This is a genomic window from Mesorhizobium sp. 113-3-3, assembly GCF_016756495.1.
In the GTDB taxonomy this organism is placed as follows: Bacteria; Pseudomonadota; Alphaproteobacteria; order Rhizobiales; family Rhizobiaceae; genus Mesorhizobium.
Map to the genome: position 1 here is coordinate 561034 of NZ_AP023243.1, position 21140 is coordinate 582173.

Annotated in this window: 17 protein-coding genes, 1 tRNA gene and 1 pseudogene; 11 read left to right on the plus strand and 8 right to left on the minus strand. The window is 62.4% G+C overall.

Annotation, left to right across the window (positions count from 1 at the left end; translation table 11 throughout):
• Positions 1–76: 76 nt before the first annotated feature.
• Genes JG746_RS02555 through JG746_RS02570 form a run of 4 tightly spaced genes read left to right on the plus strand, consistent with a single transcriptional unit; the run spans position 77 to position 3898 of the window.
• The gene (locus JG746_RS02555) at positions 77–871 is read left to right on the plus strand and encodes an SDR family NAD(P)-dependent oxidoreductase (RefSeq protein ID WP_202356754.1); all 795 of its coding nucleotides are present in this window, start codon (positions 77–79) and stop codon (positions 869–871) included.
• A 4-nt stretch (positions 872–875) separates the two neighbouring features.
• The gene (locus JG746_RS02560) at positions 876–1724 is read left to right on the plus strand and encodes a transketolase (RefSeq protein ID WP_202356755.1); all 849 of its coding nucleotides are present in this window, start codon (positions 876–878) and stop codon (positions 1722–1724) included.
• On the plus strand, positions 1721–2707 hold the full coding sequence (locus JG746_RS02565) for a transketolase family protein (protein ID WP_202356756.1): 987 nt from the start codon (positions 1721–1723) through the stop codon (positions 2705–2707). Before JG746_RS02560 ends, JG746_RS02565 begins: the two co-directional genes overlap by 4 nt.
• 9 nt (positions 2708–2716) lie before the next feature.
• Positions 2717–3898: a mandelate racemase/muconate lactonizing enzyme family protein gene (locus JG746_RS02570; RefSeq protein WP_202356757.1), complete on the plus strand. Its 1182-nt coding sequence runs from the start codon at positions 2717–2719 to the stop codon at positions 3896–3898.
• On the opposite strand, the gene JG746_RS02575 is transcribed toward JG746_RS02570, so the two are convergent.
• From JG746_RS02575 to JG746_RS02600, 6 genes are all read right to left on the minus strand, one after another.
• On the minus strand, positions 3899–4930 hold the full coding sequence (locus tag JG746_RS02575) for a LacI family DNA-binding transcriptional regulator (protein WP_202356758.1): 1032 nt from the start codon (positions 4928–4930) through the stop codon (positions 3899–3901).
• 129 nt (positions 4931–5059) lie between these two features.
• Positions 5060–5650, minus strand: a complete 591-nt coding sequence (locus JG746_RS02580) for an SDR family oxidoreductase (RefSeq protein ID WP_244730646.1) — start codon at positions 5648–5650, stop codon at positions 5060–5062.
• On the minus strand, positions 5647–6426 hold the full coding sequence (locus JG746_RS02585; RefSeq protein ID WP_202356759.1) for an SDR family NAD(P)-dependent oxidoreductase: 780 nt from the start codon (positions 6424–6426) through the stop codon (positions 5647–5649). Before JG746_RS02585 ends, JG746_RS02580 begins: the two co-directional genes overlap by 4 nt.
• Before the next feature lie 82 nt (positions 6427–6508).
• Complete coding sequence (locus tag JG746_RS02590) at positions 6509–7504, minus strand: ABC transporter permease (protein WP_020629113.1); 996 nt, start codon at positions 7502–7504, stop codon at positions 6509–6511.
• Between the two features lie 60 nt (positions 7505–7564).
• The gene (locus tag JG746_RS02595; protein ID WP_202359237.1) at positions 7565–9103 is read right to left on the minus strand and encodes a sugar ABC transporter ATP-binding protein; all 1539 of its coding nucleotides are present in this window, start codon (positions 9101–9103) and stop codon (positions 7565–7567) included.
• 115 nt (positions 9104–9218) lie between these two features.
• Entirely contained in the window at positions 9219–10181 is a 963-nt protein-coding gene (locus JG746_RS02600; protein WP_202356760.1) for a sugar-binding protein, read from the minus strand.
• A 628-nt stretch (positions 10182–10809) separates the two neighbouring features.
• On the opposite strand from JG746_RS02600, the gene JG746_RS02605 reads away from it, so the two are divergent.
• Together JG746_RS02605 and JG746_RS02610 are read left to right on the plus strand one after the other, a co-directional pair.
• A complete protein-coding gene (locus JG746_RS02605) occupies positions 10810–11913 on the plus strand; it encodes a LacI family DNA-binding transcriptional regulator (protein WP_202356761.1) in 1104 nt (367 codons plus the stop codon).
• Between the two features lie 123 nt (positions 11914–12036).
• Positions 12037–12639 carry a hypothetical protein gene (locus JG746_RS02610; protein WP_202356762.1) on the plus strand — a complete coding sequence of 201 codons (603 nt, stop codon included), beginning with the start codon at positions 12037–12039 and terminating at the stop codon, positions 12637–12639.
• A gap of 41 nt (positions 12640–12680) precedes the next feature.
• Here the strand turns inward: JG746_RS02610 and JG746_RS02615 are convergent.
• Positions 12681–12757, minus strand: a tRNA-Arg gene (locus JG746_RS02615).
• Between the two features lie 100 nt (positions 12758–12857).
• Positions 12858–13235 (minus strand): hypothetical protein, encoded by a 378-nt coding sequence (locus JG746_RS02620; protein WP_244730650.1) that lies wholly within the window; start codon positions 13233–13235, stop codon positions 12858–12860.
• Positions 13236–13338: 103 nt separating this feature from the next.
• On the opposite strand from JG746_RS02620, the pseudogene JG746_RS02625 reads away from it, so the two are divergent.
• From JG746_RS02625 to JG746_RS02645, 5 genes and pseudogenes are all read left to right on the plus strand, one after another.
• Positions 13339–14913, plus strand: a pseudogene (locus JG746_RS02625) (type I restriction-modification system subunit M).
• A 74-nt stretch (positions 14914–14987) separates the two neighbouring features.
• Entirely contained in the window at positions 14988–16076 is a 1089-nt protein-coding gene (locus tag JG746_RS02630) for a restriction endonuclease subunit S (RefSeq protein ID WP_244730652.1), read from the plus strand.
• 2 nt (positions 16077–16078) lie between these two features.
• Positions 16079–16912, plus strand: coding sequence for a DUF3883 domain-containing protein (locus tag JG746_RS02635; protein WP_202356763.1), 834 nt, complete (start codon positions 16079–16081; stop codon positions 16910–16912).
• A gap of 58 nt (positions 16913–16970) precedes the next feature.
• Positions 16971–20399, plus strand: coding sequence for a DEAD/DEAH box helicase family protein (locus JG746_RS02640; RefSeq protein WP_202356764.1), 3429 nt, complete (start codon positions 16971–16973; stop codon positions 20397–20399).
• Positions 20400–20428: 29 nt separating this feature from the next.
• On the plus strand, positions 20429–21139 hold the full coding sequence (locus tag JG746_RS02645; protein ID WP_202356765.1) for a hypothetical protein: 711 nt from the start codon (positions 20429–20431) through the stop codon (positions 21137–21139).
• Position 21140: the final 1 nt, after the last annotated feature.

Here is a 21140-nt window from a genome sequence, read left to right on the forward strand (position 1 = left end):
AATAGCACATCCCGTTGACAGCCATTTATGGTACCGGTATCAAATCCGTCAAGATGGCCACCGGGAGGGTGTTTGCTTGCCAGCCGAAAATCAAAATACGTCGCCACGAAGAGCGCTCGTCACCGGCGCCGCCGGCGGCCTTGGCCGCGCGGTGGCGGTGCAGTTGGCGCGGCGCGGCTGTGCCGTCGCGGCCACCGACATCAATGGCGAGGGGCTGGCCGAGACCATCAGGCAGATCGGCCAGACCGGTGCGGAAAGCGAAGGCATTGTCAGCGACTTCACCGGGGAAGGCGCACCGGAAGCGGCTGTCGAAAAAGTGGTGGCGCGCTGGGGCGGCATCGACATCCTCGTCAACAATGCCGGCTACGGCGTGATCGAGCCGTTCCTCGACGCCACCTACAAGGCGTGGACGCGCACGCTGGCGCTCAATGTCACCGCGCTTGCCATGGCCTGCAAGGCGGCCGGCCGGGTGATGCGCGAGCAGCGCTCGGGGCGCATCATCAACATCACCTCGCCCGGTTCGCGCATGGCGCTGCCCGACTACACCGCCTACACGGCGAGCAAGGCGGGTGTTGATTCCATCACGCGAGCCGCGGCGGTGGCGCTGGCGCCCTATGGCGTCCTGGTCAACAGCCTGGCGCCCGGCATGATGGACACCGAAATGCAGCGCTCGACCGAGGCCGACCTTGCCCGCGCCAATGGCCGCAGCGACCTGCAGGCCTTCCTCGACGAGCGCACGCGCCGCATTCCGCTCGGCCGCCGCGCCGAGATTGGGGAAGTCGCGGAAGCCGTCGTCTGGCTCTGCCTTGATGCACCCAAATACATGACCGCCGAGCGGCTCAACATGTCGGGCGGGCTCGACAAGGACTGATCCAATGCTGCGAAATTCCCCACCCGGCAGCGCCGATATCGGCGCGCTCGAACGCAAGGCGACGCAGTTGCGCCGTCACATGCTGACCATGGCGCGCGGCCAGGGCCAGGGCTATATCGGCCAGGGCCTCGGCATCGCCGATGTGCTGGCCGCGCTCTATTTCCATGAACTGCGTTACGACCCGCACAATCTGGCGTGGCCCGAGCGCGACCGGTTCCTGCTCTCGACCGGGCACTATTCCATCGCGCTGTGGGCAGCGCTGGCCGAGGCCGGCATCCTCCCGGTCGAGGAACTGATCACCTACGGCGCCGACAACAGCCGGCTGGAAATGTCGACGCTTGACACCACACCAGGCGTCGAAATGATCGGCGGCTCGCTCGGCCATGGCCTTGGGCAAGGTGTCGGCCAGGCGCTGGGCTTGCGCATCGACAAATCCGAGGCGCGCGTCTTCGTCGAACTGTCCGACGGCGAAATGCAGGAAGGCTCGACCTGGGAAGCGGCGATGTCGGCCAGTCATTTCAGGCTCGACGGGCTGGTGGCGTTGGTCGACTGCAACGGCATCCAGGCCGACGGGCCGGTGGTGCTCGACATGGAACCGGTGGCCGACAAATGGCGCGCCTTCGGCTGGCAGACATCGGAGATCGACGGCAACGACATGAAGGCGGTGGTCGGCGCGCTGGCCGGGGCGCGCGAGCGCAACGGCAAGCCGAAAGCGATCGTGCTGCGCACGCTGCCTGGCAAGGGCGTGCCGCGCATCGAAACCTCCGAGAAATCGCACTTCTTCCGTATCGACGTGGCGCAGTGGGACGGCATCATAGCCGAGTTCGACAAGACCGTGGGAGCAGCCCAATGAGCGGCGCGACGGAGGCCGGCCGCACGCTGGCCATGGGCCAGGACGAAGCCGTTGGCGGCGGCCGGCAAAGCGTGGAGGCCCCGTTTGGCAAGGCATTGGCGCGGCTTGGCCAGAGCCGTCCCGACATTGTCGGGCTGACCGCCGATCTCGGCAAATACACCGATATCTTGCCGTTCCGCGACGCTTTCCCGGACCGCTTCTTCAATGTCGGCATGGCCGAGCAGAACCTGGTCGCCATCGCCGCCGGGCTGGCGCGCACCGGCAAGGTGCCGTTCGCCACCACCTATGGCGTGTTCGCGACACGGCGTGCCTATGATTTCGTCGCCATCGCGCTCGCCCACTCCAACCTCGACGTCAAGATCGTCGCCGGCCTGCCGGGACTGACCACCGGCTATGGCGGCACGCACCAGGCGATCGAGGATCTGGCGCTGATGCGCATGATCCCCGGCCTGACCATCATCGATCCTTGCGACGCCACCGAGATCGAGGCGGCGACCGAGGCGATCGCCGCGCATCGCGGTCCCGTCTATATGCGGCTGCTGCGCGGTTCCGTGCCGGTGGTATTTGAAGCCGGCTATCGTTTTGAAATCGGCAAGGCGCGGCCGCTTCGTGAAGGGTCCGATATCGGCATCATCTCGACCGGCTTCATGACCGAACGGGCGCTGGATGCGGCGGACGCGTTGCGGATACAAGGCATCGCCGCCGGCGTGCTGCATGTGCCGACCATAAAACCGTTCGACGCCGAAGCCGTGGCCACGTTCGCAGCCGGCGTCAGCCATATCGTCACCGCGGAAAACCATGTTGTCGTCGGCGGCCTGGCGAGCCTTGTGGTCGAGACCTTGTTCGATGCCGGCATTGCGAAGAGAGTGACGCGCATCGGCCTGCCGGACCGCTACATCGAATGCGGCGCGGTGCCGACCTTGCAGGCGAAATACGGCCTGACGACAGAGGCCGTCATCGCAACGATTGCCGCGCTGAAGTAGGGCTATTGCATGAAGATCACCGAAATCGAGACGTTTACCGTCGGCGCCGGCTGGAAGAACTGGCTCTTCATCAAGGTCCACACCGACAAGGGCATCCATGGCATCGGCGAAGGCACGCTGAACGGCTTCATCAAGACCACCGAAGCCGGCGTGCACGAGCTCAAGCATCTCGCCATCGGCCAGGATCCGCGCCGCATCAATGCGCTGGCCAGGCGCATGCTGGACAGCGTCTCGCTCGACGGCGGCCATATCCACCGTACGGTGATCGCGGCGATCGAGGTCGCCTGCTGGGATATTCTGGGCAAGAGCCTCGGCGTGCCGATCCATCAGTTGCTCGGCGGCCAGGTGCGCGACAGCGTGCTCGGCTACGCCAATGGCTGGTATCGCACCGAGCGCACACCGGAGGCCTTTCTCGAGGCCGCCAAAGCGGTTCTGGCCAAGGGTTTCAGGGCGTTCAAGCTCGACCCGTTCGGCACCGCGCAAGGTTTTATCTCGCGCGAGGAACTGCAGCTTTCCTACGCGATCTGCCGGACATTGCGTGACGAACTGCCTGCGGACACGCGGATCCTGATCGACGTGCATGCGCGCTTCACCGAGATCGCCGCCCTGCAGGCGGCGCAGAAATTCGCCGATCTCGATATCTACTGGTGGGAGGAGCCGACGTCGCGCGACCGGCAGGAGACCGTGCACGAAGTGGCGCATCGCTCGCCGATCCCGGTGGCGACCGGCGAAATGTACGACACGGTCGGGCAATTCTACACGCTGGCGGCCGGCGGCGGCGTCAACATCTTCCAACCCGAGCCGATGTCGCTCGGCGGCATAGCGCCATCGATGCAGGTGGCCAATCTGGCGCTCGCACATGGCAGCCACATCGCGCCGCACCAGAGCGGCGGACCGGTGGCGACGGCGGTGTGCCTGCAGCTGGCGGCGGCGGTGCCGAACTTCCTCATCCAGGAACATTTCGACGCTTTCAACGACCCGTGGACGCGCGACCTCGTGACCTGGCATCCGACCGTCAACCCGGACAACGGCCATCTGTCGCTGCCGGATGGGCCGGGCCTCGGCATCGATCTCAACATCGAGGCAATCAAGGATCATCCCTATGATCCCAATGCCTATCTCAACGTCCATGCGGAGGGGTGGGAGAAGCGGCTTGGGCGGCGGGAAGAGGCGGGGAAGACGACGTCCTGATTACGCACTCTCTCGGTCGACGATCTCGAAGCCGAGGCTGGTGATGGTCGGCACCTTGGTGTCGCCGCCGAGCCTTGCCAACAATTGCCGCACGGCGCGGCGGCCCATCTCGTAGCGATTGACCTTCACCGTGGTCAGCGGCGGAAAAAGCTGTGCGGCGAGATCCATGTCGCCATAGCCGGCGATGGCGATCCTGCCCGGCACCGCCCAGCGCCGCCGGTGGCATTCCTGCACGGCGCCGACCGCCAGCGTGTCGCTGGAAAAGAAGATGGCGTCGATATCCCTGTGGCGGGAGGTCAGCGTCACCAGTGCCTCGGCGCCGCCCTGCGCGGTGATCGGCACTTCGACCTCCATGCCGGCATGGTTCTTGATGCCGAGTTCGGTGAGCGCGGCATGGTAGCCGGTGCGGCGCTGCCGCAGGCGGTCATTGCCGTGAATCGGGGTCGAGACGAAGCCGATGCGCTTGTAGCCCTTGGCCGCCAGATGCATGGTCATGGCATAGGCGGTCTCGAAGTTGGAGACGCCGACCACCATGTCGATCGGCTTGCGGCCCTTGATCTCGGAAATTTCGACCACCGGGGCGCCGCTGCTCTTCAGAAGCGCACGCGCCGTCTCGCTTTGCACGAAACTCTGCAGGATCATCCCGACCGGGCGCCAGCCGAGCAGGTTGCGGATCGACTTCTCCTCGGCTTCCTGCGTGAATTCGCCTTGCACCAGGAGCATCGAATAGCCGCTCTCGTGGCATTCGTCGGACATGCCTTGCACCTGTTCGGCAATGCCCGAATTGATCAGCGGCGGCACCACCGTGCCGATCATGCGGCCATTGCCGCGCATGCTGGACGCCAGCCGGTTCGGCACGAAACCGGCCTGCTCGATGGCCTCCAGCACCTTGGCGCGCGTCTCCGGCGAGACCATGTCGGGATTGGACAGCGCGCGCGACACCGTCATCGGCGCCACGCCGACACGCTTGGCGATCTCGCGAACGCCGAGGCGTTGCGGCTTCTTCTCGCCCGCCGGCGGCTTGTCGACCATCACCACGCTCCAAGAAAGCGCGATCCAGCAAGGCAATGCCCCGCGGATCACGCCGAAACGTCCACTCATAGCTGGTGTGGCGGACGGTTTCCAGCGACGGACCCCGCGGGGATAGCGGGTATCAACGGTTCAGAAATTGCGCCCATAGCCTGCCGTCCATCCGCCATCGACGCCCAGCATCTGGCCCGTCGTGTAGGTGTTGAGCGGATCGCAGAAGAACAACACGGCCGCGACCGCTTCCTCGATGCAGCCGGCGCGGCCGACCGGCGTGTGGCTGAGCATCGCCTTGTCGCCCGAAACCAGGGTTCCATCCTCGACCGCGCCGAAACCGACGGCATTGACCAGCACTTTCGGCCCGAACTCCATGGCCAGCGCACGCATGCCGGCGAGCATCGCGGCGTTCTCCATGGAAAAGCGCGGATGGCGGCGCATCGGCATGCCGGCGGTGGCGGAGATCAGGAAGACGATGCGCCCGCCGCCGCGCTCGGCCATGGCCACGGCCGCCCGGCGCGCATCGCTATGCTGGTAGCGGGGATCCTGCACCGTCGTTCCCGGGCGCAGCGGGTTGGACATCAGCAGGATGTCGGCGGCATCCCCGGCCTCGACGAGCGTGCCGCCATTGACACGCAATGCGGCAAGCACGGCGTCGACGATCGGGTTGGTTTCGCCATCGAGAGCTATCGCGGCGCCGTTGAGATCGATTTCCATCGCGTTGCTCACATCATGTACCCTGCAGTCCAGCCGCCATCGACGGCCAGCACCTGGCCGTTGACGTAGCTGGCGGCCGGCGAGGCCAGGAACAGCACCGCCTCGGCGATCTCTTGCGGTTCAGCCGGCCGGCCGAGCGGCACATGGGCGAGGAATTCCTGCGTGCGGCCGGCGAACTTGCCGTCGTCGCCATAAAACAGCTTGGCGGTCAGCGCCGTCATCACCGAGCCCGGGGCGACCGCATTGGTCAGGATGCCCTTGGCGCCGAGTTCGATCGCCATCGACCGCGTCAGATGGATGATGGCGGCCTTGGCGGCGACGAACGGGCTCTGCAGGCGCATGGCGGCGAGGCCGACGACCGAGGCGATGTTGACGATGCGCCCGCCTCTGCCGGACCCAAGCATGGGCTTCAGTGCAGCGCGGCTCATGATGTAGAGGCCGTCGAGATCGATGCCGGTGATGCGGTCCCATTCCTCGGCCGGGAATTCGTCCAGGGTGACGCGGTGCGCCAGCGTGTTGACGCCGGCATTGTTGATGAGAATGTCGATCCGTCCGTAGCGCTGCATGGTCGCGGCGATGGCGCTGTCGACCGAGGCGGCATCGCGGATGTCGGTGGCGCAGGCCATGGCATCGGTCAAGCCGGCCGCCACCTCTTTTGCGCCCTCGCCGTTGATGTCGGCGACGACGACCGCGGCACCATTGTCGGACAGGCGTCGGGCGATCGAACCGCCTATGGCGCCAGCGGCCCCAGTGACCAGCGCTACCTTGCCTCGCAAATCGCAGCGCATATAACGTCACCCCGAGCAATACCGGGTTATGCTATTATAATATCCTTATGAGTCGGGCAAGCGACCGCCTTGCCCCACGCGATTATTCCGCCGGCGCGCCGGCAACGTTCTTGCGGGCCGCATCGACCATCAGCCGGCGTGCGCGGAACACACCCCATTGCTGGTCGACGAGCACGCCAATGAGAATGACGCCGCCCATCACCGCGAAGTTGAGGGAGGACGGGATGCCGAGCAGGTTGACGAGGTTCTGCAGCTCCTGCAGCAGCACGGTGCCGAGGATGACGCCGATCAGCGAACCCTCGCCGCCGCGCAGCGAGAAGCCGCCGAGCACGGCCGCGGCGATGGCGTAGAGTTCATAGAACTGGCCGTGGCTGGCCGGCGAGATCGAGCGCGTGTACATGGCGAAATAGATCGCCGACAGCGCCGTCAGCACGCCGCAGATGACATAGGCGGCCATGACGATGCGGCCGGTGCGGATGCCGGAATATTTCGCCGCCTCCTCATTCTTGCCGATGGCGTAGAGATAGCGGCCGAACACCGACCGGTGCAGCACCACCCACATGACGATGGCGATGACGATCAGCGCGATGAAGCTGTTGGGCACGCCATAGGAACGGCCCGCGGTGAGGAATTCGAGCTCGGGAAAATTCTGGCCGAAGGCGAAGCCGGCTGTGCCGTCGGCGGTGTAGAAGCGGGCGACGCCGCGATAGATCAAGAGGCCGCACAAGGTGACGACGAAGGGCTGCAGCTTCAGCCTGGTGATCAGCCAGCCATGCACCAGGCCGATGATGGCGCCGAGCGCGATGATCAGCACGAAGGCCAGCGGCCAGTCCAATTCGCGCACGGCGATGAAGTCGATGAACAGCGTTCCCAGCAGCGCCACCACCGAGCCGACCGACAGTTCGATGCCGCCGGTGATGATGACGAAGGCCTGGCCGATCGACAGGATGCCGAACAGGCCGATCAGGTTCGAGGTGTTGGCGAGATTGATCGGCAAGAGGAAGCGCGGATTGATGATCGCCACAATGGCCCCGACCACCAGGATCAGGATCAGCAGGCCAAGATCTTTCTTGCTCATCGTCTTCTCCCCAATGCCTGCCTGAGCAGGGTGCGCGGTCTCGCGACCCCGGCGCAAAAACTACTTCGGCTGCTTGCCCACCGCCAGCAGCAGCACGTTTTCCTGGCTGAACTGGTCCTTGTCGAGAATGCCCGAGATCTGGCCCTCATGCATGACGGCGATGCGGTCGGACACGCCGATCACCTCCTCCATGTCGCTGGAGATCATCAGCACGGCGACGCCGGCATCGGCCAGCGCGCGCATCAGCCCGTAGATTTCCGCCTTGGCGCCGATGTCGATGCCGCGCGTCGGCTCGTCGAGGATCATCACCTTCGGGTTCATGGCCAGCCACTTGCCGAGCACGACCTTCTGCTGGTTGCCGCCCGACAGCGTGCCGGTGCGCGTCTGCACCGAAGGCGCCTTGATGCCGAGGTCTTTCTTCTGCTTCTCGGCAGTGGCCGTTTCGGCGCTTGCCGAGACCAGCGAGCGCCTTGAATGCGCCGGCAGATTGGGCAGCGAAATGTTCTGGGCGATCGACAGGTCGAGCAGGATGCCGGTCAGCTTGCGGTCTTCAGGCACCAGGAAAATGCCGTGCGCGACGGCATCGGCGGCCGACCCCAGCGCAAGCGTCTTGCCGTCGAGTTCGAGCGTGCCGCCAAGGCTGCCGTCGATGCCGAAGAAGACGCGGGCCAGTTCGGTGCGGCCGGAGCCGACCAGGCCGGCAAGGCCGAGGATCTCGCCGCGCCGGACATCGAGGTCGACCGGCCGCCCGGGATAGGTGGGCGTGCGGATGGCCTTGGCCGCAAGTGCGGTGGCGCCGGGCGCGCGCGCGGCCTCGGAGGCCTTCTCGCGCTCCTTCAGCATGCGGCCGATCATCAGCTTGACCATCTGGTCGTGGCCGATGTCGCGCTTGCCCAGCGTGCCGGCCAGCATGCCGTCGCGCAGCACGACGACGCGGTCGGCGACGCGCTCGACCTCGTGCAGGCGATGCGAAATGAAGATGACGCTGATGCCGTCGGCCTTCAGCGCCTTGATGACGTCGAGCAGTTTGTCGGTCTCGGCGATCGGCAGGCTCGATGTCGGCTCGTCGAGGATGACCAGCCTTGCCTTGATCGACAGCGCCTTGGCGATCTCGACCATCTGCTGCTGGGCGAGCGACAGGTCGGCGACCTGCGCATCGGCGGAGAAATTGGCGCCGACGCGCTTCAAGAGCGGCGCCACCATCTCGCGCAGCTTCGTGCGGTCGACAAGTTTCAGCGGCCCGGCGCGCAGCGGCTCGCGGCCGAAGAAGATGTTGGCGGCGACGTCGAGGTTTTCGAACAGGTTGAGTTCCTGGTGGACGAAGGCGATGCCCGAACCCAGGCTGCCTTCGACGGTCAAGCTGTTGTGAGCGGTGCCGTCGACCGTGATCGTGCCGGTGTCCGGCGTGGTGACGCCGCCGAGGATCTTCATCAGGGTCGACTTGCCGGCGCCGTTCTCGCCGACGAGGCCGATGACCTCGCCCGGCCTGACCTCCATGGAGAAGCCATCCAAGGCGACGACGCCCGGATAGGTCTTGCGCACGTTCTCGAGGCTGAGGAACGGGGTGGTTGCCGCGATGGATGTATCGGAATAGTTCATCATGCCTGACAGCAGTTAGCGGGCCGGCCTTCCGGCAGACTGACGGTCCTCGAAGGGTTCGTCAATGCGCGCAGCCGGCTCAAGCGAAGTTGAGCCGGCTGAACTGCCTGTGGTCTTACTTGCCTGACATCGCCTTGAGATTGGCGGCGTAGGCGTCGACATCATCCTTGCCGATGATCTTGGTGGGGATGATGATCAGGCCGTTGGCCGGGATGCCCGACTTGTCGCCCTTTAGGTAGGCAGCCATCAGCTTCATGCCCTGATAGGCCCATTCGAAGGGCTGCTGCACGACGGTGGCGGCAACGGTGCCTTCCTTGACGCCGCCCAGCGTGATCGGATCGTCATCGAAGCCGACGACCGTGATCTGGCCGAGCTTGCCGGCATCGCGCAGCGCTTCATAGATGCGCGGCGTGTTGTAGGAATAGAAGCCGACCATGCAGGTGACGTCGGGGCTGGCGACCAGCGCGTCCTCGACATTCTTCTTGGCGCGCGCCTGGTCGATATCGTCGCCGCGCACGTCGACGAGTTCGATCTTGGTGCCGGCGAGACCGTCCTTCATGCCCTGGATACGCTCCTTGGCATTGTCGGCGCCGAGCAGGCCGACGAAGCCGAGGCACTTGCCGCCGTTCGGCATCGCCTTCTTGGCGATTTCGGCCGCCTGCTTGCCGGCGTCGACATTGGACGAGCCGATATAGGCGACACGCTTGGTCTGCGGCGCATCACTGTCGGTGGTGAACAGCGCGGTTTCAGACGCGATCTTGTTCAGGCCATCGGTCGAGGTCTTGGGATCGACGGCCGAAACCATGATGCCCTTGACGCCGGCGGTCACCAGATCGTCCATCAGCCGCTGCTGGATGGCGACCGAGGACTGTTCGGGATATTTGAGTTCGAGATTGTAGTCGGGCAGTTCGCCCTGCGCCTTCTTGACGCCGGCTTCGGCCGCTTTCCAGAAATCGGAAGCGCCATTGACGACGAAAGCCAGCGTCGGCTTGTCGTCGGCACGCGCGATGGCCGTCGCCGTCAGGCCGACAGCCAGGGCCGCGGCGGCCACGGATGCATTGCGTATCAAGGACTTCATGTTCAACCTCCCTTTTTGGTTCAGCCGTCGGGCTGACCCGTCTTGCTCACTAGAACTTCTTGCTCACTAGAATTGCGTGCTCACCTGAATTTGCCGTTCGCGGCTTGAATACCCCCCCTCCTCCTCAGGGTTTCCCGGCACTCACAAGAATGGCGTCGTTCCAGCCACGGCCACGGACTTTAGAGACTCATCCTTCGTTCGTAAATAGTCGGATTTGTCTGACATATCACATATCCGAGACAATGCTCGCGGAGGCAATCTCCGCTCGCCATCGGGCCATCGACATTCGCTTTTCCACCGCGCCGGAACCCAGCGGGACCGGACGCGACGGATTGACGTTACAGCGCATTTTTGTATTAGTAAACACTATTAGTTTTCAGCCGATGTTCGGGCACATCGTGGCGCCACGGCGGACGATGCGTTGACGAAACCGCGCCCTGGCCGCACGGAGCTCAAAGCGCTGCAGGCAAAGCTTTCCTTGCGCAACTGGAGCCTTATGATCGATGGACCGCGCGGCTACTAATATATATAAACGAGGCAGCGGTTTCTATAAATCGGCGCCGCCGCGCCATCTTGTCGGGCCGGCAGGCTGCCGCTAGACAGGCCGGGAATTGGGGACACGACTGCCATGAGCGAGACCAGGGATACGGCCATCGACACGGCGAGGCGCCGCAAGGCGCCGGCCAAGCCCAAGGGGCGGGTCACCATGACCGATATCGCCAGGGCCGCCGGCTGTTCGCAGGCGACCGTTTCCTTCGTGCTCAACAATTCGCCGGGGATCAAGCTGTCGCAGCAGACCCGCGAACGGGTGATCGAGGCCGCGAGGGCGCTGGGCTACAGCGCGCCGGCCTTCTCGGCGCTGCGCAAGCCTGTCGCCGCCTTCGACGGGCTGGACGGGGTGATCGGCTTCGCCGTCGACCAGCTGGCGACCAGCCCGGAGGCGGTGGTCGCCATCGAAGGCGCGCGCCAGGCCTCGTGGAATGCCGGCAACGTGCTTCTGGTGGCGCAGACCATGGGCGACGCCGTGATGGAGCCGCGCGCCATCCAGGCGCTGACGAGGCGGGGCATTTCGGCGCTGATCTACATGACCATCTTCACCCGCGAGATCACGGCGCCCGACTTCCTCTACAGCCTCGACATCCCGGTGATCCTGCTCAATTGCTACACGGCCGACTACGCCTTCCCCGCCGTGGTGCCGTCCGAGATCGCCGGCGGCCAGAGCTCGACCCGGCATCTGATCAGCCACGGCCACCGCCGCATCGCCACCATCACCGGCGAGCCGTGGATGCAGGCCGCCCAGGACCGGCTGAAAGGCTATCGCCGCGCGCTCGCCACCGCCGACATCCCGTTCGACCCGGAGCTGGTGGTCGAGGGCGACTGGTCGGCCAGCGCCGGCTATGCCGCGACGGTAAAACTGCTGGCGCTGAAAGACCGCCCGACCGCCATCTTCTGCCAGAACGATCGCACCGCGATCGGCTGTTACGAGGCGCTGAAGGAAGCCGGCCTGCACATTCCGCAGGACATCTCGGTCGTCGGCTACGACGACGAGGAGATCGCCCGGCATCTGTTCCCGCCGCTGACCACCTCGATCCTGCCGCATATGGCGATGGGCCAATGGGCGATCGAACAGCTCGAGGCACCGGCAACGCCCGGGCAGGGACGCTACCCCATCACCAAGCTGGAATGCCCGCTGGTGGAGCGGGACAGTGTGCGGGCGGTGAAGGGCGGCTGAGCCGGCTGAACCATCCCGTCGCACGGAAGCGGCGGCATTCTTTCGCCAGCCGCTAAAGTCATCGTCATTCCACTATGTCGCCGGCCAGTATGCGGCCAGGCAATTGTCGTCCATAATCGGGCCATGACGCGTCCAGGCTTGCGCTGTGTGCACCTATTCGCGGCTTTGCTGGCCGCGAGCTGCACGCGCGCCGAAGCCGATGGCGCAAAAATCTTCGAAGCCGGCGCCTACGCCTTCTCCGACGAACGCGGCGGCTTCCGGATCCTTTCGGCCACGGGCACCGGCACCCGCGCCGACCCGATCGTGGTCACCGAGGAACTGGACACCGCCGACCCGGTGACGCTGACCATACGTGCGGCAAGGCCGATCCAGCCCTTCGGTTCGTCGGGCAACTATGCGACCGGCTTCCTGCCGCTGAAGATCGTCGCCCGCAACAACAGCGGCGACGCCTGGATCGAATTCGGCTTCGAGCTGCAGTCGATGCTGAACGTGCCGAGCGACTATGGCGACGGGCTGTCCTTCGACCAGGCACAGCGCGTGGACAACAGCATCAAGTCCGACAGCTTCGCCGAATTCAAACGCGACTTCGAACCCTATGACCGGCTGCTGTTCAGCAAAGGCAAGGTCGACCCGCTGGAGAGCGCGTCGTTCTCGTTTTTGGTGACGGATTTTTCGCCGAAGGACCGGTTTTATCTGGTGGAGGAGCCGAGGGTGCCGTCGACGTAGGGGGGGGGAAGGTCTGCGGACTTTGGCGGCGGTGTAAGGTTTGGCGCACCCGACAGGATTCGAACCTGTGACCTCTGCCTTCGGAGGGCAGCGCTCTATCCAGCTGAGCTACGGGTGCTTCCCGGCAAACCGGCAAGTCACGGCTTCTTAGCGGAAGCTGGCGCGGGCTTCAACGGGCAAAGTTTCGTGGCATAACGACGCTTCAGGCTCGGCTTGCGCTAATACCTACGCCTCCAGTATGTGCGGCTGCCGATATCCACACCGTTAACCTCAAATTTTCCAGTTAACCAGTCGTCGGGATGGCGTTCGAATGCTTCCAAGACCATCAAGCCAAACATCAGCCCGGACCAACTGAAATCGTGCTGTGCAGGACCATCAAATATCGGCTGAAAGGGCGTATTGTTCCAATCGTTGCCAGGCATCCAACCCGCCGTATGGATATCGTCTCGACTGATTTTCGCGTCAAGCGCGGCCCTGACGTTTTGGAGTTCCAGCGGCGTGAGACCGTTCAAGATAGCTTGGTAGCGGCGCCCTCTTTCGCCCCTTTGCAAGACACCGGCGATAGCATTTCCAGTCATGAAGTCTAGAATGGGCATCCGCCTCGTCCCTCGCTGTCTGATGTGCTACTCGGCGCTTTGATCGCAAGCCTACCTGTCTTAGGGTCGCGCCGAAAGAACAGTCTGGATTCGAGGAAATTGCATGATCACAGGTGAACTTCGCACGAAAATCGATGCCGTCTGGAACGCCTTCTGGGCTGGAGGCATCGCCAATCCGCTCGAGGTTATCGAGCAGATCACCTATCTGCTGTTCATGCGCGGGCTGGATGATGCGGAGCTGCTCGAGGAAAACCGCTCGACACGCACCAGCCAGCCGATGCGCCGGCGCATCTTCAAGGATGGCAAGGACGGCATCGGCGCGAACGGAGGTGTAGCCTATACGGACATGCGCTGGTCGCGGCTGAAGAACGGGGACGCCGGCACGATGTTCCAACTTGTTTCTGAGCATGTCTTCCCGTTCCTGCGCACCATGGCGGAAGACGGCACCGCGCATGCCACGCACATGAAGGGCGCGCGCTTCACCATTCCCTCACCGGCGCTGCTGGTGAAGGTGGTCGACCTCATCGACAAACTGCCGATGCAGGACCGCGACACCAAGGGCGATCTCTACGAATACATGCTGTCGAAAATCGCCAGCGCCGGCCAGAACGGCCAGTTCCGCACGCCGCGCCACATCATTTCGCTGATGGTGGAGATGACGGCGCCGACGCCGAAGGACATCATCTGCGATCCAGCTTGCGGCACCTGCGGCTTCCTGGTCGCGGCCGGCGAATATCTGCGCGACAACCATCCGAAGCTGTTCCACGAGCAGGAGAGCCGCGACCATTTCAACGAGGGGATGTTCCACGGCTTCGACTTCGACAACACCATGCTGCGCATCGGCTCGATGAACATGACGCTGCACGGCGTTTAGGATCCCGACATCCGCTACAAGGATTCGCTTAGCCAGGAGCATGCCGGCGATGAGGATCGCTACAGCCTAGTGCTGGCCAACCCACCCTTCGCCGGCTCGCTGGATTACGAGACCACAGCCAAGGACCTGCTCGCCGTCGTCAAGACGAAGAAGACCGAACTTCTGTTCATGGCGCTGTTCTTGAAGCTGTTGAAACCCGGCGGGCGCGCGGCGGTAATCGTGCCGGACGGCGTGTTGTTCGGCTCCTCCACCGCGCACAAGGCGATCCGCAAAATGCTGGTCGAGGACCATCGGCTCGACGGCATCGTCAAGCTGCCGTCGGGCGTGTTCCGGCCCTATGCCGGCGTCTCCACCGCGATCGTGCTGTTTACCAAGACCAATTCGGGCGGCACCGATCACGTCTGGTTCTACGACTGCCAAGCCGACGGCTTTTCGCTCGACGACAAGCGCAGTGCCCTATTGCCGGGCGAAAAGTTCGGTCCGAGGCCGGGCCATGAAGAAGCCGGCCGTTTCGTGAAGCTAACACTAACCGACGAGGAGTTGGAGAAGAACAATCTGCCCGACATCGCTGCGCGCTGGGCCGAGCGCAACGGCGCCGAGCGGCAGCGCCCGCGCATCGCGCAAAGCTTCTGCGTGCCCAAGTCCGAGATTGCTGCGGCCGGTTACGACCTCTCCCTCAACCGCTACAAGGAAGTGGTGCACGAGGCCATCGAGCATCGTCATCCGAAGGAGATTGTTGCCGAGCTGAAGGCGCTGGAGAAGGAGGTCATGCAGGGGTTGGAAGAGCTGGAGGCGATGCTGTGAGGTGGCCGGAGGTAAAACTTGGCCACATAATATCGCAAGTAAGCCGCACCGCACGCGATCGCTCGGCTACGCCCGTGTATTCCATTTCGAAACACGACGGCTTCGTTCGTAGCGATCAATACTTCAAGAAACAGGTTTTCAGCGAAGATACGTCGTCCTACAAGGTCGTGCTGCCAGGCGACTTTGCGTATTCCCCAATCCACCTGGACGAGGGTTCGATTGCACGAGCAAGTGAGGAAGGTCTCATAAGTCCGATGTATCGGGTTTTTGAGATTGATCCAGATCGTTGTGACGGCGGCTACATAGCCAGGTGTTTGAAATCGCCGAAACTCATCAGTATCTATGGGTCCCTAGGTGATGGTTCTGTTCATAGACGACGCTCAGTGTCATTCGAGCGGTTCTCTGATGTTGAAATCCTCCTCCCGCCACTCCCGGAACAACGGCGGATCGCTGCGATCTTGAACAAGGCGGATGCGCTGCGCCGCAAGCGCAAGCGCGCCATCGAACTGCTCGACAGCCTAGCGCAGTCGATCTTTTTGGAGATGTTTGTGTCTGGAGAGCAAAAATCTTGGCCAGCCGCTACCGTCGGGTCGCTGTCCTTAAACATGCGAACTGGCCCGTTCGGCAGCCAACTCCTTCATTCGGAGTTCGTTGACAACGGCATACCTGTGCTTGGAATTGACAATGCCGTAACCAATGAATTCCGTTGGGCAGAACGACGCTATATTACGTCCCGCAAATATGACGAACTGCGCCGCTACACCGTATTGCCTCGCGATGTCCTTATTACGATCATGGGAACGTGTGGTCGTTGCGCGGTAGTGCCTGACGACATTCCCTTAGCGATAAATACGAAGCACCTGTGCTGTATCACATTGGATATCGGTAGATGCCTACCTGAATTTCTTCACGCCGCGTTTCTACAACATCCGTCCGTGCTCCGGCAGTTGGGGGTTGAGGCCAAGGGTGCGGTGATGCCTGGCCTGAATATGGGCATCATCAAAGGACTTTCCTTGCCCCTTCCCCCCATTGAGCTTCAGGCTGAATTTGTTCGTTTGGTGCGTCGTCTCAATATTCAGCGATCCTTGGGAATCGAGGCGCAATCTTCAATGGATTCATTCTTCTCGTCACTGCAATCCCGTGCCTTTTCGGGTCAATTCTAGCGATGCCCTACGCACCCGCCGGCAGTGACTGGACGGATCGCGAAATCGACCTGATCGTCGCCGACTATTTCGACATGCAGGCGCTTGAGTTTGCGGGCCGTCCGTTCGTGAAGGCGCAGCGCAATGCGGCGCTGCGGGAACTTACCGGACGCAGCCGCGGCTCTATTGAATTCAAGCACCACAACATCAGTGCTGTGCTAGATCGGCTCGGGATGATCTGGCTGAAAGGCTACGTGCCGCGGCACAATTTCCAGCGCGCGTTGGTCGACGGCGTCGAGCGCCATATCGCCCGCAATCCCGCGCTCTTCGAGAACCCGATCTTGGCTGCCCCATCACCCGAATTGCAAGAAGGCCAACCTCTTTTCTTCGAAGCACCGCCTGTCGCGGCTTTCGAAGCTGTGCCGACTGTCCTGGAGCGGATCGTGCGAAAGTTCGATCCGGCCCTTCGGGACGCTCGCAACCGACAATTGGGCAAAAGTGGCGAAGAGCGTGTCTTCTTCGCCGAGCAGTCCGGCTTGCGGGTGGCCGGACGAGACGATCTTGCCCGGAAGGTGCGTTGGGTGTCGGCTGAGGATGGCGATGGCGCAGGCTATGACATCCGCTCGTTCGATCTGGCCGGACGGGAGCGACTGATCGAGGTGAAGACCACCACGGGTCACAAGCAGACTCCGTTCCTGCTTTCGGAGAATGAACGGTCCTTCTCGGAGGAGCGACCGGATGCGTTTCGACTGGTGCGGTTGTTCGACTTCGCGCGACAGCCTCGCGCCTTTGAGCTTGCCCCACCACTGGACAAGTCTGTTCTGTTGACGGCGGCAACTTGGCGCGCGCAGTTCTGATAGAATTGCCTGCAACAAAACCGGTTGCGAAATTCATCTGAGACTTTAGCCTGCCCGAATGTCCAACTTCGCTTTCCTTGCCGCCGAGTTTCCGGCTGTCCACGAAGCTGCCGTCGCGGCGGAGCGACATGGGGCGTCGGATCCACGTGCGTCGGTGTTTTATGCAGGGCGCGCAGTCGAGATTGGCGTCAACTGGGCATTCAAGAACGACCCGGGGCTAAAGCTGCCATACCAAGACAACATCTCGGCGCTTCTGCATGAGCCGACTTTCAAGGCTGCAGCGGGCCAGGCGGTGTTTTCCAAGGCGAAATACATCAACCAGTTGCGCAACCGTGCCGTGCACGATGAGCGGACTATCATTCATCCAAACGAGGCGGTCGGCGCACTGAAGGAGCTGTTCCACGTCTGCTTTTGGCTCGCCCGCACCTATGCGCGAAAGGCCAAACCGGCGGATGGCTTGGCTTTCGACGCCTCGGTGCTGTCGCGTCGCGACGACACCCTGAAGAAGGCATTCGCGCATCTGAAGGCGCAGCAGCAGGAGCTTGACGCCAAGAACGGCGAGCTGGCCAAACTACTTTCCGACAGGACCAATCTCGACGACGAACTGAAGCGGCTACGGGCAGAGGTGGCGGCGGCGCGGCAGGCGAGCGAGGCGACGCCCGACCGGCATGACTATAACGAAGCCGAAACGCGCGACCGCTACATCGATCTGCTGCTACGCGAGGCAGGTTGGGCGCTGGACAGGCCGGAAGACATTGAGTTCCGCGTCGAAGGCATGCCTAACGAGCAGGGCGTCGGCTTCGTCGACTATGTGCTGTGGGGCGCGGACGGCAAGCCGCTCGGCCTCGTCGAGGCCAAGCGCACACGCAAGGATGCGCGCCAGGGCCAGCAGCAAGCAAAACTCTATGCCGACCGGCTGGAGGCGCGCTACGGGCAGCGGCCTGTCATCTTCTACTCGAACGGCTATGAACACTGGATCTGGGACGACGCGCGCTATCCTCCGCGACAGATTGGTGGCTTCTACAAGCGCGACGAACTGGAGCTGCTAATTCAGCGCCGCACGAGCCGGAAAAAGCTCATCGAGACCCGCATCGATACTAAGATCGCTGGCCACAAGCGGCCCTATCAGCAACGCGCCATCCGCGCCATCGCCAAGAGTTTCGAGGATGACAGCGAGCGCAAGGCGCTGCTGGTCATGGCGACCGGCTCCGGCAAGACGCGCACGGTCATCGCCCTTGTCGACTTGTTGATGCGCGCCGGCTGGGTAAAACGTGTGCTGTTCCTCGCCGACCGTGTCGCGCTGGTCAACCAAGCGGCTGGGGCTTTCAAGGCGTATCTGCCGGACTCGGCGCCGGTCAATCTGGTCACCGAACGGACAAGCGAAGGCCGCGTCTTCCTGTCCACGTACCCGACGATGATGAACCTGATCGACGGCAAATCCGATGAGAAGCGCAAGTTCGGGCCGGGTCACTTCGATCTGATCGTCATCGATGAGGCGCATCGTTCGGTCTATCAGCGCTACCGGGCTATCTTCGAATATTTCGACTCTTTCCTCGTCGGCCTGACGGCGACGCCCAAGGACGAGATCGACCACAACACCTATTCACTGTTCGACCTGGAAGACGGCGTGCCGACCGATGCCTATTCGCTCGACGAGGCCGTGGCGGACGGCCATCTGGTTCCGCCCAAGGCGATTTCCGTGCCGCTGAAAATCGTGCGTTCCGGCCTGCGCTACGACGATTTGAGCGACGAGGAGAAAGACCGCTGGGACATGCTGGAATGGGGGGAGGAGGAAATCCCCGACAGCGTCGATGCCGCTGAGGTCAACAAGCGGCTCTTCAACACCGACACGGTCGACCTTGTCATTGCCTATCTCATGACCAACGGGGGGAAGGTCGAAGGGGGCGACAGGCTCGGCAAGACCATCATCTTCGCCAAGAACCAGCCCCATGCGCAGTTCATTGAGGCGCGGTTCAACGCCGCCTATCCAAACCTTGCCGGCCATTTCGCAAGGGTGATTACCCACGAGACAGGCGCCTATGCCCAGACTCTGATCGATGATTTCTCCAAGAAGACAAAGGCGCCTCACATCGCCATCTCGGTCGACATGCTCGACACCGGTATCGACGTGCCCGAGGTGGTCAACCTCGTCTTCTTCAAACAGGTGCGCTCGAAAACCAAATTCTGGCAGATGATGGGACGTGGCACGCGGCTTTGCCCGGATTTGTTCGGCCCAGGCCAGGACAAGGAATTCTTTCGTGTCTTCGACTATTGCCAGAATCTCGAATTCTTCGGCGCCAACCCTGAATTGAAAGAAGCAAGCACCGCGAAGTCGCTGTCGGAACGGCTGTTTGCGGCGAGGCTCGATCTGGTTCGCGCGCTCGACGAAAGAACGGCAAAGCCTCACGAGCTAGGCGAAGAAGCGAAACCCTTCAAAGTACCGGACGCGGCTGCTGGTGCTCCGTCTGAGGAGGATATCCGGACCGATGCGGTGGGCATTCTCCGCGATACCGTGGCTGGACTGAATCCGGACAACTTCCTTGTGCGCCAGCACCGTCGTGCCGTGGAGAAATATCAGAAGCCGGAAGCCTGGATTGCGATCAATGATGAGAATCGCAAGGAACTTATCGACGAGGTTGCACCTCTGCCGTCGGCCAAGCAGTTCGGCACTGAGGAAGCGAAGCGGTTCGATCTGTTGATGTTCTCGCTGCAGCTTGCCCTGCTGAAGGGTTCCAAACGCTTCGCTACGTTCAAGAAACAGCTGCTGGAGATCGCGTCGGCACTGGAGAGTCAAACGGGTATTCCGGCAATCGCCCAGCAAGCCGCCTTGATCGAGGAAATCCAAACGGACCTCTGGTGGGAAGGCGTCACTGTCCCATTGTTGGAGTTGGTAAGGCTACGGCTGCGCGAGCTTATCCAGCACATCGAGAAAGGGCGGAAAGCGGTCGTCTATTCCGATTTTGCCGACGAAATCGGCGAAGGGGTCGAGGTTGACCTGCCGCAAGTCGGTGAGGCGGACTTCGCCCGCTTTAAGCAGAAGGCCCGCCATTTCCTCAGGAAGCACGAGGATCATCTCGTCCTGCACAAGTTGCGGCAAGGCAAGCCGCTGACCACTATCGACCTCGCCGAGCTGGAAAAGATGCTGCTTGATGCTGGTATCGGCGATGCTGGCGACATCGAGCGCGCTCGCGAGGCGAGCCATGGCTTCGGTCGCTTCGTGCGTTCATTGGTAGGCCTCGACCGGGCGGCCGTTTCGGAAGCCTTTGGCGAATTCCTGTCTACGGGAACTGCTTCCGCCGCGCAGATCGAATTTGTCGGGATGATCATCGAGCACCTGACCGACCAGGGCACGATGGACCCGAGCCTGCTCTACGAGCCGCCCTTCACAGATCTGGCTCCTACCGGGCCTGAGCAGGTATTCGATGAGGACCGGGTTACCAGGCTCGTCAGTCGGATCCGCGAGATCAGCGACAGCGCAGTAGCTTGATCAAAAGATCCGACAATCTGGAGGCACGAATGGCGCGAACATTGGTGGAATGTCTCAAGCTGTTCAATCGAAAGGAGCGCTATTGGCTCATCCGCAATGCGCTCGGTGAAAGAGGGAAGGATCTGCCTCTTTCGAACTCTTTTCGAAAAGAGCTTGGGGACGTGATCAAAGTCGCCATTCCGAAGAACGCTTGGTGGGCGATCGACTATCACATTGATTGGCTGTTTGGTGCCCTGGTGCTTGATAGAGCAAGGAGCGTCGACAACGAGCCTACCATCCTAGAGAATCCAATAGTTTCGGCATCAGATGAGCCCATCCGTCGCTTCATTCGCGGTACGCAAGAAGACTTTGATTTCGTGGTCGCGTTCAGCCGAACGATTATCCTGATCGAAGCGAAGGGCGTAACGAGTTGGGGCAACGATCAGATTGTCAGCAAACATCAGAGATTATGCGAATGGCGAGATTTCTCACATCGCGTTCATGTCGACGGCATTCAGAGCACCGATCCGATACGCATCTTCGTAGTGCTCATGTCCCCCGGGCAGCCAAAGAAACTGAAGCCGCTGGATTGGCCAAGCTTTGTAAATGGAGATGGCAAGGCTCCGTTCTACCTAACATTGGATCTTTCCGACGCGCCGGAAGTGTTCCGCGTGCCGGTCCGATGCGATGACAACAGGGAATCTGCTCACGACGGCGATCGATGGCGAATAAATGATTTCAAACGACCTCGACCGAATTAGC

Coding starts and splice junctions, on each gene's coding strand:
- JG746_RS02565 (WP_202356756.1), top strand. CDS start 1,721: ATGAGCGGCGCGACGGAGGCCGGCCGCACGCTGGCCATGGGCCAGGAC.
- JG746_RS02645 (WP_202356765.1), top strand. CDS start 20,429: ATGGCGCGAACATTGGTGGAATGTCTCAAGCTGTTCAATCGAAAGGAG.
- JG746_RS02605 (WP_202356761.1), top strand. CDS start 10,810: ATGAGCGAGACCAGGGATACGGCCATCGACACGGCGAGGCGCCGCAAG.
- JG746_RS02590 (WP_020629113.1), bottom strand. CDS start 7,504: ATGAGCAAGAAAGATCTTGGCCTGCTGATCCTGATCCTGGTGGTCGGG.
- JG746_RS02560 (WP_202356755.1), top strand. CDS start 876: ATGCTGCGAAATTCCCCACCCGGCAGCGCCGATATCGGCGCGCTCGAA.
- JG746_RS02600 (WP_202356760.1), bottom strand. CDS start 10,181: ATGAAGTCCTTGATACGCAATGCATCCGTGGCCGCCGCGGCCCTGGCT.
- JG746_RS02570 (WP_202356757.1), top strand. CDS start 2,717: ATGAAGATCACCGAAATCGAGACGTTTACCGTCGGCGCCGGCTGGAAG.
- JG746_RS02640 (WP_202356764.1), top strand. CDS start 16,971: ATGTCCAACTTCGCTTTCCTTGCCGCCGAGTTTCCGGCTGTCCACGAA.
- JG746_RS02620 (WP_244730650.1), bottom strand. CDS start 13,235: ATGCCCATTCTAGACTTCATGACTGGAAATGCTATCGCCGGTGTCTTG.
- JG746_RS02575 (WP_202356758.1), bottom strand. CDS start 4,930: ATGGTCGACAAGCCGCCGGCGGGCGAGAAGAAGCCGCAACGCCTCGGC.
- JG746_RS02610 (WP_202356762.1), top strand. CDS start 12,037: ATGACGCGTCCAGGCTTGCGCTGTGTGCACCTATTCGCGGCTTTGCTG.
- JG746_RS02635 (WP_202356763.1), top strand. CDS start 16,079: ATGCCCTACGCACCCGCCGGCAGTGACTGGACGGATCGCGAAATCGAC.
- JG746_RS02595 (WP_202359237.1), bottom strand. CDS start 9,103: ATGAACTATTCCGATACATCCATCGCGGCAACCACCCCGTTCCTCAGC.
- JG746_RS02585 (WP_202356759.1), bottom strand. CDS start 6,426: ATGCGCTGCGATTTGCGAGGCAAGGTAGCGCTGGTCACTGGGGCCGCT.